Source organism: Microbacterium sp. CCNWLW41 (genome assembly GCF_037083505.1).
Map to the genome: position 1 here is coordinate 363,024 of NZ_JBAOJP010000008.1, position 12,775 is coordinate 375,798.

The window sequence follows — 12,775 nt, forward strand, 5'->3', positions numbered from 1 at the left end:
GGACGGTAGCGTGTCCGGGTGGAGATCCTCCTGTACATCGGCGGCCTGCTGTTCATGCTGGTCGGCATCGGCGTCTCGATCGCGCTGCACGAGATCGGGCACCTCGTGCCCGCGAAGCTCTTCGGCGTGCACGTCGGCCAGTACATGATCGGTTTCGGTCCGCGCGTGTGGTCCCGCCGGTTCGGCGAGACGGAGTACGGCGTGAAGGTCCTGCCCGTCGGCGGCTTCATCTCCATGTCCGGGATGTATCCGCCTTCGCCCGCAGCGGACGGCGAGGGCGAGGGGCGAGCCGGCAGCGGGATGTTCCGCGCCCTCATCCAGGACGCCCGCACCGCGAACGACGAGACGATCGACCCCTCGCGCGCCGACCGGGTGTTCTACCGGCTGCCCGTGTGGAAGCGGATCATCGTCATGTTCGGCGGGCCCTTCATGAACCTGGTGCTCGCCGTGCTGATCTTCACGGTGCTGCTCAGCGGCATCGGGGTTCAGCAGGGGACGACCACCATCGCCACGGTGTCCGAATGCGTGCTGCCTGCCGGGTCCACCCAGGAGGAGTGCGCGCCCGGCGACCCCGTGGCGCCCGCCGCACAGGCCGGGATCCTCCCGGGGGACGTGCTCGTCTCGATCGACGGCGAGAAGGTCACGACCTTCGCGGAGGCCAGCGCGATCATCCAGGCCTCGCCCGGCAGGACGCTCGCGGTGGTCGTCGAGCGCGACGGCGGCCCGGTGGAGCTGTCCCTGACGCCCGTGGCCGCTCAGCGCGGCGAGGTGGACGCCGACGGTCGAGCGGTCGTCGACGAGCGGGGCGCACCGGTCCTGAAGACGGTCGGGTACGCCGGGGTCGGCGCGCAGCTCGCGTACGTGCCCCAGCCGCTCACCGCGGGTGTCGAGGCGGCCGCGGACAACGTCGGACGTGTGGCGTCCATGATCGCGACCCTCCCGGTGCGGCTGTGGGACGTCGGCGTCTCGCTGGTCACCGGGGGAGAGCGCGATCCGAACGGTCCGCTCAGCGTCGTCGGCGTCGGGCGGCTCGCCGGCGAGGTCGCCGCCACGGACGCGCCGGTGCTGAACCGCTTCGTGGTGCTGTTCAGCCTCCTCGGCTCGCTGAACATCGCCCTGTTCGTCTTCAACCTCGTCCCGCTTCTTCCGCTCGACGGAGGGCACATCGTGGTGGCTCTCTGGGACGGGGTCAAGCGGGCCTGGGCACGGCTGTTCCGCCGGCCCCCGCCGAAGCCGGTGGACGCGACGCGCCTCGTTCCGCTCACCATCGTCGTCGCGGGCGTCCTGATCGCCATGGGCGCGCTGCTGCTCATCGCGGACCTCTTCAACCCCGTGGATCTCCTGGGCGGCTGAGCCCGGAGCCGACACCCCGCGAGCGCGAGGCGTGGCCGTTGCCGCGCCCCGCGCGAGATCAGGCGTTCGCGCCGGATCAGGCGACACCGCCCGTGCGTTGCCTGAACTCGCGCGAACGCCTGATGCGGAGCGCTCCTGCGAGGGGATGTTTGACGTGCTTGTGGCCAATGGCTACGCTCGCGACAAACGACGCGAAGCGCGGTGCGAATGATGCCGCCTGATCCGGGAGGCGCCCGCATGCACGCCGACATCGAGCCGTACTTCGACCTGACGGACCGCGTGGCGGTCGTGACCGGTGCTGGCGGAGGGATCGGGCGCAGCGTGGCGCTCACGCTCGCCAGGGCGGGGGCCGCCGTGCTCGTCAGCGACGCCGATCCCCTGACGCTCACCGAGACCGTCGCGCTCGTCGGCGCGTCCGGCGGTGCTGCGACCGGGTTCGTCGCCGATGTCTCGCGACGGACGGACATGGAGGATCTCGCGACGGCCGCTCGCGATCGACATGGACGGATCGACGTCTGGGCCAACGTCGCGGGCGTCATCCGCTACGGCGCCGTCGCCGACATGCCCGAGGAGGAGGTGGACCTCCTGCTCGACGTCAATCTCCGGGGCACGTACTGGGGCTGCGCCAGCGCGGTCCGCGCGATGTCCGCCCAGGGAGCCGGATCCATCGTCAACGTCGCCTCCAGCGCGATCGACCTGCCGACCGCCGGCATCGCCGGATACTCGCTGACGAAGGCCGCCGTGGCGATGCTGACGAGGTCGCTGGCCGTCGAGGTCGGACCGCAGGGCATCCGGGTCAACGCCGTGGCCCCCGGGTGGGTCGACACCCCGATGGTCGCGCACCACTGGACGACGGCGGACGGCGCGGTCGACGAGGAGGCCCGGCGCGAGGTCTTCGCCCGCCGTGCCGCCGTGTCCCCGCTCGGCATCACGGGCGAGCCGGTCGACATCGCGCTGGCCGTGCTGTACCTGGCCGCCGACGCGTCGCGTTTCGTGACCGGACAGGTCCTTCGACCCAACGGCGGCGCAGGGATGCCGGGCTGACCGGGGCGCGTCGCGTCAGGCGTGCTCCGGAGTCAGTCCGCTTCCTCGCGGATAGCCGTGCGTCACGGAGTGCTCCCGGGAGAACGTCGTGGTGACCCGTTCCTTGATCCGCCACCCATCGTCGACGCGTGCGTAGGCGACGTCGTAGTACCCCGTCATCGTGATGCTCGGCGCTCCGGGGTCCCGGGCCCACACCCCGCGGTACTCCAGGTGGATCCGTGCGGTCGCCGAGTCGCCGTCGAGAGACACCTGGGGTACGTGGAACAGGTGCAGTCCGTCGAACGGCGCCTGATCGCAGAACCGCCGCAGTGCGGATCGGCCTTGGACGAACGTCTCGTCGGCGATGCGCGACCGGTAGATCCCGTCCTCGGTGAACAGGGAGCTCCACGCGTCGCCGTCGTGATCGTCGAAGAAGCGTGCGTAGCGGCCCTCCAGCTCGAGGAGGTGGAGGCGATCCTCCAGCGCGCGGAGGCGGTGTTCGAGTCGGTGCGTCATCCGGGGACGCTAACCGGCGGCGCGAAGGGCTGTCAACGGCGCCCGAAGAACTCGTGACGAAGCGCTTGCTTGGTGCTAGAGTCCAGCCAGTGGCCGTTGGCCACATCCGTCAATGTTCAAGGGGTGCGCGCGGGACGCCGAGGTCCCGCGCGGCACACACGCCCCGCCGCCGTGCCCCCACCCGGTCCGTGACAGAGAGGTCACCATGAGCCACCATGCATCGCACGTCTCCGCCCCCATCCCGACCCCCGCGATGGTGCGCCGCGCGTCCCTCGCGGGGCTGCTCGGCACGATCGTCGAGTCCTACGACTTCTTCGTCTACGCCTACCTGATCGTCTACACGGCGCCGCTCTTCTTCCCCGGGGAGGATCCCTTCCTGTCGATCCTGAGCTCCATCCTCGCCCTCGGCAGCGGCTTCCTCACCCGTCCGCTCGGCGGGCTGTTCTTCGGACGCCTCGGGGACCGGATGGGGCGGCGTTTCGCCCTCATGGTCACCGTGATCGGCATGGGGGTCGTGACGACGGCGATGGGCCTGCTCCCGACCTATGCCGCGATCGGCGCTCTCGCGCCTCTGCTGCTCGTCATCCTCCGACTCCTGCAGGGGTTCTCCGCCGGCGGCGAGCTCGCCGGATCCACCACGTTCGTCTCGGAGCACGCCCACCGCGGCAACCACGGTCTGCTCAGCACCATCACGCCGCTCGGCTCCGCCGCCGGGGCGTTCCTCGCCCCGGGAGCGGTGGCGGTCATCACGGCCATCCTCTCGGAAGGCGTCATGGCCGAGTGGGGCTGGCGGGTCCCGCTGCTGCTGTCGCTCCCGCTCACACTCCTCTGCCTGCTCCTGCGCCTCCGTCTCGAGGATTCGCCGGAGTTCCGCCGCCTCGCGGCGGCGCACAAGGTCGAGCGTTCGCCGGTCCGAGAGCTGATCGTCGGCTACTGGCGTCCGCTGCTCAAGGTGATGGTGCTGACCGGGACCGTCCTGATGATCGGCTACATCCTGGCCGTGTACATCCCGCTGTTCCTCCAGCGGGAGGCGGGATTCGAGCCGGGCGCGACGGCGGTCATGGCCTCGTTGCAAGGGATCGCCGCGATCGTCCTCACGATCCTGACGGGGCTCGTGATCGACCGGCTGGGCCGGCGCAAGACCATGATCATCATCATGGGCGTCCTGGCGGTGTCCTTCCTCCCCGTGATGATGCTCATGAAGGCGACGGCCGGGAACTTCTGGGTCAGCGCGGCGGGCTTCTGCCTGCTCGGCGGCCTGGGCGGTGCGGTCGCCGCCCCGGCGTACGCGTCGATGACGGCCGTCTTCCCCGCACGCGTGCGCTACACCGGGGCCGCCCTCGGGTTCGGGCTCGGCGCCGCCATCGGAGGAGGCGCGGGTCCGTACCTCGCCGCGCAGCTCACCCAGCTCACCGGCAACCCCTACGCCGCCGCCTTCCTCGCCATCGGAGCGGCGCTGGTCGGCATCGCCTTCATCCTCACGCTGCCCACGCGCGGGGTGGCGGACGACACGGGGCGGATCACCGTCGACGCGCTGGCTGAGGAGAAGCCCGTGGCGGGGGTGCCGGTGCGGTAGTCGGACGCGGGCTCGGGCGAGATCGGCCATCGGTGTCGATCTCGCGGTTGCCCGAGCGCTGTTCCTGTGAAACGGTTCCCCCAACCGTTCCCGATCAGGAAAGGACCGCCCATGAAGTACGTTCTGATGTTCACCTCCGACCCCGAGCTGGACGCCCGTGTGCCGGAGGAGGTGCAGGAGGCGGACCTCGCACGCATCCTCGAATGGCACGAGGCGAACGCGCAGCACATCCTCGACGGCGGAGCGGCGCTGCACAGCGCAGAATCCGCGACAACGGTCCGGGCCTCCGACCGGGGTCCGGTCGTCGTGGACGGCCCCTTCTCCGAGGCGAAGGAGGTCATCGGCGGCTTCACCCTCATCGACGTTCCCGATCTCGATGCGGCGCTGGCCCTCGCCCGGACCTGGCCGTCCCTGGAGCACCCCGGCAACGCCGTGGAGATCCGCCCCATGTACGACGACGAGGAGCTGTTCGCCTGATGAACGGCGCACCGGTGTCGGACCGGGCCGCCTCCCGGTCCGACACCGAGCTGGCGCGGGTCGTCCGCGGGGAGGCCGCGCGGGTCGTGTCGGCGCTGCACCGCTCCTTCGGCGACCTGGACGTCGCCGAAGAGGCCACGTCCTCCGCGATCGAGGAGGCGCTCCGGGCGTGGCGCCGCGACGGGGTGCCTCCGCGGCCAGGAGCCTGGCTGATGACCGCAGCCCGGCATGACGCGCTCGATCTCGTCCGGCGCTCGCGCCGATACCGCGAGAAGGTCGAGGCTGTCGCCGCCACGGCGATGACGGGTGCGGGGGAGGACGTCCCGGCGCCCGCGGGCGAAGAGGCTGAGGAGGTGCTGGACGAGCGGCTCCCGCTCCTGTTCGGCTGCTGCCACCCCGCCATCGCCCCCGCCGGACAGCTCGCGCTGACGCTTCGCGCGGTCGTGGGCCTCACCACGGCGCAGATCGCCCGCGCGACCGTCGAGCCCGAGTCGACGGTCGCGCAACGGATCGTGCGGGCCAAGCGGAAGATCGCCGCCTCCGGCATCCCCCTCCGTGTCCCGCGTGGGCGGGAGCGCGCCGCCCGGCTCGACCTCGTCCTCACCGTCGTTTCGGTGATGTACGACGCGGCGCAGCTCCGCGACGGCGAGAGCGCCGACCCCGAACACGATCTCGCCGACGACGCGCTGTGGCTCGCGGGGGTGATCGCGCTCTGTCTCCCGGACGAGGCCGAGGCGCACGGGCTACGGGCGCTTCTGCACTTCCATCGGGCGCGCGGACCCGCTCGCGTGATGGACGGCAGTCTGGTCCCTCTCGATGCCCAGGACCGTTCGCTGTGGGATGCGGCCGATCTGGCGACAGCGAGGAATTCACTGGAGCGAGCCGGTGCGCTTCGGCGGCCCGGTCGCTGGCAGCTGCATGCGGCGATCGCGGCGTGCCACACCGACGCCCAGGACGCAGCGGACACGGATTGGCCCCAGATCCTCGCCCTGTACGACCTGCTCCTGGTCTACGACTCGTCGCCGCTGGTCCGGCTGAACCGTGCGGTGGCGCTCGCCGAGTGCGCCGGGCCGCGCGCCGGTCTCGACGAGGTCGAAGCCGTCCGATCACGCCTGGAGGGCTACCGCCTCTGGCATGCCGTGCGCGCCGCTCTCCTGCGACGGATCGGCCGCGCCGATGAGGCTCGGGCGGCGGATGAGCGGGCGCGACAGCTCAGCGGGAACGACGCCGAACGGCGCCTGCTCGACGCCAGGATCGCCGCGGCCGGCGTGGCCGGCTGACCCGCTTCGGGGCCCGCGCCACGGGTCAGCTCGGGGACCGGAGGGCGCGGCTGATCCCGCCGGAGATCTGCTGCAGTTGGAGCCACAGGAAGAAGCGGTAGAGCGGGCGCAGGACGAGACCCAGGATCGACCGCCGCCGTCGTGTGCGCACCCAGCCCCAGGTCAGGCGGAGCTGCGTGCCTCCCGCCGCGGGCGACAGCACGATGTCCAGCCGGGCCGAGTTGCTTCGCGGGGCATCCGGGAACCGGAAGGCCCAGCCGATCTGCGCAGGCTCGTCGGCGATGAGCAGCTCCACGGTCCGGCGACGGGTCTGTGCGGGCAGGGACTTGCCGTTCGACGAGGTCCGGGGTCCGAGCGTCGTCCAGCTCGATCCGGGGGAGGGGGATCCCTCCGGCGGCTCGACGTCTTCGGTCATCGGCTCCCACTCCGGCATGCGTCGCGCATCCGCAAGCAACGCCCAGACGTCCGCCATCGGTGCAGGGACGAAAGCCTCGGAGGTGCCGACGATGGCCCCCGGCTCCGTCCGCGGGTGATGGCGCGAGAGCGTGCCGACCTCGTCGAGGCGGTCGGCGACCGTTTCGGGGCTATGCCCCATGCGTTCGAGCAGGTCGACGATCAGTCCGCTGGGCTCGGCGATGAGCTGGCGCAGCACCGCGGTCGCGTCCCCGCCGTGCTTGGCGGCGCGACTCATCAGCTCGAGCGCGCGAGGCGTCCAGGTGTACTCGCCGCCCTCCTGCATCGTGATGCGACCCGGTGCGGGCTCCGACGTGGCGATGCCGAGGGAGCGGAGCTGATCCGCGCGAAGCTCCGCGATCGCGTCCCGCGCGGTCTGAAGGGTCACCCCCATCGCCCGCAGCACCTGGCCCGCCGGCTGCTCGGTCAGGGTCAACGCGAGCAGGAGATGATCGATGTCGGCCTCGTGCTGGCCCAGGCGGGAGGCCTCCTCCATGGCGGTGACCGACAGGGTGTGGCTGGTCGTGAGGGTCTGCGTGAACGTCATGAGGTCCTCCGGGGAACGGGGATCGACGGATCGATCCGCTTCGCGTGCTTCTTGTGCGCGGCCTGGCGGGTGACGCCGAGGGCGTCGGCGACCTCCTGCCAGCTCATGCCGCTGCGGAGAGCCGCCTCGACCTGGCGCAGCTCCAGCGTGTCCGCGAGCGCGCGCAGCGTCGCGACGGCCCTGAGTCCCGCGCGGGGATCGGTGGTGTCCGCGGCGACGTCCGCGATCCGTGTCGACTCCATGCAAGCAACCTACGTTGCTTATTGCATGCTGTCAACTAGGGTTGCTAAAGGTTCTGGGGTGGGCCCGCGCCAGCCCGCGTGGGATCAGGCATTCGCGCGAGATCAGGCGAACAAAGCGAGAGGTTGCCTGATCCCGCGCGAATGCCTGATTCGGATGGCTCCTCGGGCGAGGCGCCGCGGCGGGCGGCCCGGCCGGGGATCAGGACAGGGCGTGTGCGATGAGCCGCTGCAGCGTGCGCATCCCGTCACGGGAGAGGATCGACTCCAGATGCCCCTGCACCGAGGCGAACGCCGGTCCGCGCAGGGCATAGACGTCGCCGGACGCCGGATCCGCGGACACCTCCGCGGTTCCCACCGCGGCCGTTCCCGGCGCCACCCGCGCGGTGAACGTGTTGTAGAAGCCGATCGAGGCGTCCTCCTCGAACACGGGCACGGTCTTCTGCACTCCCTGATGAGGGCTGGGCAGCGGCGCGAGACCGATGCCCAGACGGTCAGCGAGGATCTGGTGGCTCAGGCAGACGGCCAAGAGAGGGCGGCCGGCGTCGAGCCGCCGGGCGACCACCTCCCGCATCCGGGTGATCCGCGGGCTGGACGGATCGCGGGGGTCGCCGGGGCCGGGCCCCGCGACGAGCAGGTCTGCCCGGTCGACGTCTTCGTCGGCGACCTCGCTCCAGGCGGCGATCCGCACCTCCAGGCCGAGATGGCGCAGCTGATGCGCGAGCATGGTGGTGAACCGATCCTCGGCGTCCACGACGAGCGCCGTCCTGCCCGCGAACGGCCCGGCGGCCGAGTCGTCCTCCTGCGGCTGGATCCAGAACTCCGCGAGCCGTTCGTTGCGCGAGGCGAGGAGAGCGGCGATCGCGGGGTCGTCGGCGAGCCGAGCGGCATCCTTCTCCGCACCCGGGGCGTCCGCATCCGCCCGGGCCTCGGCGGCGGCGTCGCGGGCGACGGCCCCGATCGCCCCGAGCACCCCGGCGGCCTTCCCGTGCGTCTCGCCGACCTCGCCGGCGGGGTCCGAGTGACGGACGAGGGTCGCGCCGACCGGGACGCTGAGGGCGCCGTCGCTCAGATAGACGGTGCGGATGAGGATCGGGGCGTCCACGTCGTGTCCGCCCTCCGCGTTCGGGGTGAACAGTGCGGCGACGCCGGAGTAGTACCCGCGCGGCTTGCGCTCGTGGCGCCGGATGACCGTACAGGCGTTCTGCATCGGGGACCCGGTGACGGTCGGGGCGAACATCGTCTCGCGCAGGATCTCCCGCGGATCCAGCCGGCTCCGGCCGCGGAGCATGTACTCGGTGTGGGTGAGGCGGGACATCTCCTTGAGATGCGGCCCCGTGATGCGTCCGCCGTCCGAGCAGACGGCGCTCATCATCTTGAGCTCTTCATCGACGACCATGAACAGCTCCTCCGTCTCCTTGGTGGAGGAGAGGAACGCGGTCAGGGTCTCGGCGGTCGCCCCGCCCGCCGGGTGACGGAAGGTTCCCGAGATCGGGTTCATCGTGACGATCCCGTCGCGGGCGACCACATGAGCCTCCGGGCTCGCCCCGACGGCGACGACGTCCGGGGTCACCACGGCGAAAGTCCAGTAGGCACCCCGCTCGTGCTCCAGCAGCGCGCGGAACCAGGTGAGCGCCGCGTGGCGCTCATCCGCGTCGATGCGCGCGGTGTAGTCGCGGCGGATCACGAAGTTCGCGCCCTCGCCGCGCCCGATCTCCTCGGAGATCACCGTCTCGACGATCGCGGCATAGTCGTCGTCGCTGAGGTCGAACCCGCCGTCCCGGAGCGGGATCGCCTCGTCGGGGAGGGCCCGGCGCACCGTGTCGGCGTCCGCCGTCAGATGCTCCTCCACGAGGAGGCACCGCAGCGGGGCCCCGTCGTCCTGCGCCTCGAACCCCCGCTCGCGCACCTGGCGAAAGGGGACGAGCGCGAACACCTCGCGGGATCCGCCGTCCGCCCCGTGCAGAGGGATGTCGGCGAGGAGATCGACGTCCCGGATCGGACCGGTGAGCAGTTCTACCGCGTCGGTGCCCTCGCGGGCGAGGAGGACGAAGGACGCGGAGGCATCGGCGGCGAGGGCGCGCAGACGCGCCGGGAGCCTGGTCGCGTCGGACTCCGGCGAGGCGGTGGGGGTCATCGGTGTCTCCTGGAGGGAATCCGGTGCGGCCGAACGACGAAGACCGCCCCGGGAGGGCGGTCTCGGTCTCGTGGTACGCGAACGGTCCGCCTAGAAGGCGGGCCACCAGCCACAGGATGACGGGCGGTCGGAGTTCACGGACATGCGCCTGAAGGTACCACACAGCGTGCATCCGGCCCTGTCGCGTAACGGACGACTACCCTGGAAGGGTGCCAGCCGTGAACCTCGGGATGCCCCGCGTCCCCGACATCCTGTCTCCGCGCCGAAAGACCCGTCAGATCCGGGTCGGCAAGGTGCTCGTGGGCGGTGACGCCCCGATCTCGGTGCAGTCGATGACCACGACCAAGACCACCGACATCAACGGGACCCTGCAGCAGATCGCCGAGCTGACGGCGTCCGGCTGCGAGATCGTCCGCGTCGCCGTTCCGTCCCAGGACGACGCGGATGTGCTGCACATCATCGCCAAGAAGAGCCAGATCCCCGTCATCGCGGACATCCATTTCCAACCCAAGTACGTCTTCCAGGCGATCGACGCCGGTTGTGCGGCGGTCCGGGTGAACCCCGGCAACATCCGGCAGTTCGACGACAAGGTCGGCGAGATCGCCAAGGCCGCGAAGGACGCCGGCGTCTCGCTGCGCATCGGCGTCAACGCGGGCTCGCTCGACAAGCGCCTGCTGGAGAAGTACGGCAAGGCGACCCCGGAAGCGCTCGCGGAGAGCGCGCGCTGGGAGGCGTCGCTGTTCGAGGAGCATGACTTCCACGACTTCAAGATCTCGGTCAAGCACAACGACCCCATCGTGATGGTGAAGGCGTACCGACTGCTCGCCGCCATGGGCGACTGGCCGCTGCACCTCGGTGTCACCGAGGCGGGCCCGGCCTTCCAGGGCACCATCAAGTCCGCCACCGCCTTCGGGATCCTCCTCGCGGAGGGGATCGGCGACACCATCCGGGTCTCGCTGTCCGCGCCGCCGGCGGAGGAGGTCAAGGTCGGCCACCAGATCCTGCAGTCGCTGAACCTCCGCGAGCGCAAGCTCGAGATCGTCTCCTGCCCGTCGTGCGGACGCGCGCAGGTGGACGTGTACTCCCTGGCGGACAGCGTGACGGAGGGGCTCAAGGACATGACCGTCCCGCTGCGCGTGGCCGTCATGGGCTGCGTCGTGAACGGTCCCGGTGAGGCCCGCGAAGCGGATCTCGGGGTGGCCAGCGGCAACGGCAAGGGGCAGATCTTCGTCAAGGGCGAGGTCATCAAGACCGTCCCCGAGGCGGATATCGTGCAGACGCTGATCGAAGAGGCGAACCGGATCGCCGACGAGATGGGCCCGGACGCGCCGATCGGGACCGCCCAGGTCGTCACGGCGTGACCGCGGGTCCGGGCGCTCGGGACTTCCCCGGGGCGGACCGGTTGAGTGCCGCCCAGCGGGCTCGCCTGAGCGAGTGGATCCCCGGAGCGCGGATCGTCGCCGACCGGGGATGGCACGGCTCCGTCTCGGCGTTCGTGTACGAGGCGGAGCACGACGGGAGTCGTCTCATCGTCAAGGCGGGCGATCCGTCGAACCACCACATCGGGCGGGAGCTCGACGCGCACGACGGCTGGACCGACGTCTGGTCGCGGGACGGCCTCGCGGCGCGGCTCCGGCACGCCTCGCGGGAGGATCGCGTGTTCGTGGCGGACCACCTTCCCGGCGAGCTCGTGGACGGGACGGACGCGGCGTTCGATCCTGCGGTCCACCGCCGTGCCGGCGAGCTGCTGCGCCGCTTCCACGACCAGGCGTCCCGCCCCGGCGACGAGGGGGTGCTCGACCGCGTCCGCCGCTCCCTCGCCTCGCCGCACCGCATCCGCCCGGAGGTCCAGGAGCAGGTGCGGGCGCTGCTCGACCGGCTCCGGCCGGGGACCCCGGAGCTCGTGCCGACCCACGGCGACTGGCAGCCGCGCAACTGGCTCCTCGCCGGCGACGATCCGGCCCGGGGGCTCCGCGTCATCGACTTCGGACGGTTCTCCTTCCGCAGCCGCGCATCGGACCTCTTGCGCCTCGCGGCGCAGCAATGGCGGGACGCTCCGTCGTGTGAGGATGCGTTCCTCGACGGTTACGGCGCGGATCCCCGCCTCGGCGGCGAGGGCGCGCACGACCACTGGACGGCGCTGCGGCTCGCAGAGGCCGTGGGGACCGCGGCCTGGGCGTACCAGACGGGCGACGACGAGTTCGAGGCACAGGGGCATCGCATGATCGCGGACGTCCTGGACGAGACGGAGGAGACGAGATGACGACGGTGACGTTCGCGCAGGGGGACGTGCACGGCGACGCGCAGGTGGCGCGGGTGGACGGCGACGTCCTCGTGGTGGACGCCACGCCCTTCCATCCCGTCGACCACACCTGGCCGGACCAGCCCGGCGACACCGGATGGGTTCGCGGCGCTGACGGGGAGCCCGTGGAGGTCACCGAGGCCGTGATGGTCGCCGTGTCCGACGACGGCGCCTTCGCCGTCGGGACGGACATCCCGGTCAAGCGCGGCGCCGAGGGATGGACGTGGGGCGTGGGGCACCGTCTCGGAGGCGAGGCGCCCGGATGGCTCGCTCCGGGGGCCCGCGTTGTCCTGGACGTCGACGCCGATCGCCGCGCGGGGTTGAGCAGGGGGCACACGGCGTGTCACCTCGCCTCCCTCGCCCTCGACCTCGCCGTCGCGGACCTCTGGCGCAAGGATCCGGGGTCGGACGCGCTGGGGACCCCCGACTTCGAGGGCCGCGCGAATCAGAGCAGCCGGATCCGCCCGGACGGATCGGTCGACGAGTACCGCCTGGGGAAGAGCCTGCGCAAGGCGGGGTTCGACACCGAGACCTTCGCAGCCTCGCTCTCGGAGCGCGAGGAACGGATCAACGCGCAGCTCGCGGCCTGGGTGGCGGCCGGCGCCCCCAGCCGGATCGAGGCCGACGGCCCCGCCATCACGGACCGGCGTCGTTGGGTGTGCGAGCTTCCCGAGGGCACGGCCTCGATCCTCTGCGGCGGCACGCACGTCACGAGCACCGCGGAGTTCGCCGCGATCCGGGTGACGCTGGACCTGTCCGACCCGCAGCTGCTCGTCATGACGACGACGGCGGTCCCGGCCTCGGCCTGATTCGGGGCGCCCGCCGGGGGATCGGGGTCTTCCGCGGGGTCCTCATGCCCCGGGACGCGCCCC

Annotated in this window: 12 protein-coding genes; 8 read left to right on the top strand and 4 right to left on the bottom strand. The window is 71.5% G+C overall.

Annotation, left to right across the window (positions count from 1 at the left end):
* The first annotated feature begins 18 nt into the window (after positions 1-18).
* Together V6R91_RS26285 and V6R91_RS26290 are read left to right on the top strand one after the other, a co-directional pair.
* The gene (locus V6R91_RS26285; RefSeq protein WP_336397650.1) at positions 19-1,353 is read left to right on the top strand and encodes a M50 family metallopeptidase; all 1,335 of its coding nucleotides are present in this window, start codon (positions 19-21) and stop codon (positions 1,351-1,353) included.
* Positions 1,354-1,590: 237 nt separating this feature from the next.
* The gene (locus tag V6R91_RS26290) at positions 1,591-2,397 is read left to right on the top strand and encodes an SDR family NAD(P)-dependent oxidoreductase (RefSeq protein ID WP_336397651.1); all 807 of its coding nucleotides are present in this window, start codon (positions 1,591-1,593) and stop codon (positions 2,395-2,397) included.
* A gap of 15 nt (positions 2,398-2,412) precedes the next feature.
* On the opposite strand, the gene V6R91_RS26295 is transcribed toward V6R91_RS26290, so the two are convergent.
* Positions 2,413-2,892, bottom strand: coding sequence for a nuclear transport factor 2 family protein (locus V6R91_RS26295; RefSeq protein ID WP_336397652.1), 480 nt, complete (start codon positions 2,890-2,892; stop codon positions 2,413-2,415).
* A gap of 205 nt (positions 2,893-3,097) precedes the next feature.
* Here V6R91_RS26295 and V6R91_RS26300 point away from each other — a divergent pair, with 205 nt between their 5' ends.
* From V6R91_RS26300 to V6R91_RS26310, 3 genes are all read left to right on the top strand, one after another.
* On the top strand, positions 3,098-4,468 hold the full coding sequence (locus tag V6R91_RS26300; RefSeq protein ID WP_336397653.1) for an MFS transporter: 1,371 nt from the start codon (positions 3,098-3,100) through the stop codon (positions 4,466-4,468).
* Between the two features lie 111 nt (positions 4,469-4,579).
* Complete coding sequence (locus tag V6R91_RS26305) at positions 4,580-4,945, top strand: YciI family protein (protein WP_271062122.1); 366 nt, start codon at positions 4,580-4,582, stop codon at positions 4,943-4,945.
* On the top strand, positions 4,945-6,225 hold the full coding sequence (locus V6R91_RS26310; protein WP_336397654.1) for an RNA polymerase sigma factor: 1,281 nt from the start codon (positions 4,945-4,947) through the stop codon (positions 6,223-6,225). The genes V6R91_RS26305 and V6R91_RS26310 overlap by 1 nt, the downstream gene beginning before the upstream one ends.
* A gap of 25 nt (positions 6,226-6,250) precedes the next feature.
* Here the strand turns inward: V6R91_RS26310 and V6R91_RS26315 are convergent, their stop codons facing one another.
* The 3 genes from V6R91_RS26315 to V6R91_RS26325 all read right to left on the bottom strand — a co-directional run bounded on the left by V6R91_RS26315 (position 6,251) and on the right by V6R91_RS26325 (position 9,601).
* A complete protein-coding gene (locus tag V6R91_RS26315) occupies positions 6,251-7,225 on the bottom strand; it encodes an SRPBCC family protein (RefSeq protein WP_271062124.1) in 975 nt (324 codons plus the stop codon).
* Positions 7,222-7,467 (bottom strand): hypothetical protein, encoded by a 246-nt coding sequence (locus tag V6R91_RS26320; RefSeq protein WP_271062125.1) that lies wholly within the window; start codon positions 7,465-7,467, stop codon positions 7,222-7,224. The genes V6R91_RS26315 and V6R91_RS26320 overlap by 4 nt, the downstream gene beginning before the upstream one ends.
* A 199-nt stretch (positions 7,468-7,666) precedes the next feature.
* On the bottom strand, positions 7,667-9,601 hold the full coding sequence (locus tag V6R91_RS26325) for an anthranilate synthase family protein (RefSeq protein ID WP_336397655.1): 1,935 nt from the start codon (positions 9,599-9,601) through the stop codon (positions 7,667-7,669).
* A 209-nt stretch (positions 9,602-9,810) separates the two neighbouring features.
* Between V6R91_RS26325 and ispG the strand changes: the two genes are divergently transcribed.
* From ispG to V6R91_RS26340, 3 genes are read left to right on the top strand one after another with little or no spacing between them, the layout of a single operon-like run.
* Positions 9,811-10,962: a flavodoxin-dependent (E)-4-hydroxy-3-methylbut-2-enyl-diphosphate synthase gene (gene ispG, locus V6R91_RS26330; RefSeq protein WP_271062127.1), complete on the top strand. Its 1,152-nt coding sequence runs from the start codon at positions 9,811-9,813 to the stop codon at positions 10,960-10,962.
* Positions 10,959-11,864: a phosphotransferase family protein gene (locus tag V6R91_RS26335; RefSeq protein WP_336397656.1), complete on the top strand. Its 906-nt coding sequence runs from the start codon at positions 10,959-10,961 to the stop codon at positions 11,862-11,864. Before ispG ends, V6R91_RS26335 begins: the two co-directional genes overlap by 4 nt.
* A complete protein-coding gene (locus V6R91_RS26340) occupies positions 11,861-12,712 on the top strand; it encodes a hypothetical protein (RefSeq protein WP_336397657.1) in 852 nt (283 codons plus the stop codon). The genes V6R91_RS26335 and V6R91_RS26340 overlap by 4 nt, the downstream gene beginning before the upstream one ends.
* Positions 12,713-12,775: the final 63 nt, after the last annotated feature.

Bases quoted from the DNA above. Each gene is read 5' to 3' on its own strand.
- V6R91_RS26340 (WP_336397657.1), top strand. From the start codon at position 11,861: ATGACGACGGTGACGTTCGCGCAGGGGGACGTGCACGGCGACGCGCAG.
- V6R91_RS26295 (WP_336397652.1), bottom strand. From the start codon at position 2,892: ATGACGCACCGACTCGAACACCGCCTCCGCGCGCTGGAGGATCGCCTC.
- V6R91_RS26310 (WP_336397654.1), top strand. From the start codon at position 4,945: ATGAACGGCGCACCGGTGTCGGACCGGGCCGCCTCCCGGTCCGACACC.
- V6R91_RS26290 (WP_336397651.1), top strand. From the start codon at position 1,591: ATGCACGCCGACATCGAGCCGTACTTCGACCTGACGGACCGCGTGGCG.
- V6R91_RS26305 (WP_271062122.1), top strand. From the start codon at position 4,580: ATGAAGTACGTTCTGATGTTCACCTCCGACCCCGAGCTGGACGCCCGT.
- V6R91_RS26315 (WP_271062124.1), bottom strand. From the start codon at position 7,225: ATGACGTTCACGCAGACCCTCACGACCAGCCACACCCTGTCGGTCACC.
- V6R91_RS26300 (WP_336397653.1), top strand. From the start codon at position 3,098: ATGAGCCACCATGCATCGCACGTCTCCGCCCCCATCCCGACCCCCGCG.
- V6R91_RS26320 (WP_271062125.1), bottom strand. From the start codon at position 7,467: ATGGAGTCGACACGGATCGCGGACGTCGCCGCGGACACCACCGATCCC.
- V6R91_RS26325 (WP_336397655.1), bottom strand. From the start codon at position 9,601: ATGACCCCCACCGCCTCGCCGGAGTCCGACGCGACCAGGCTCCCGGCG.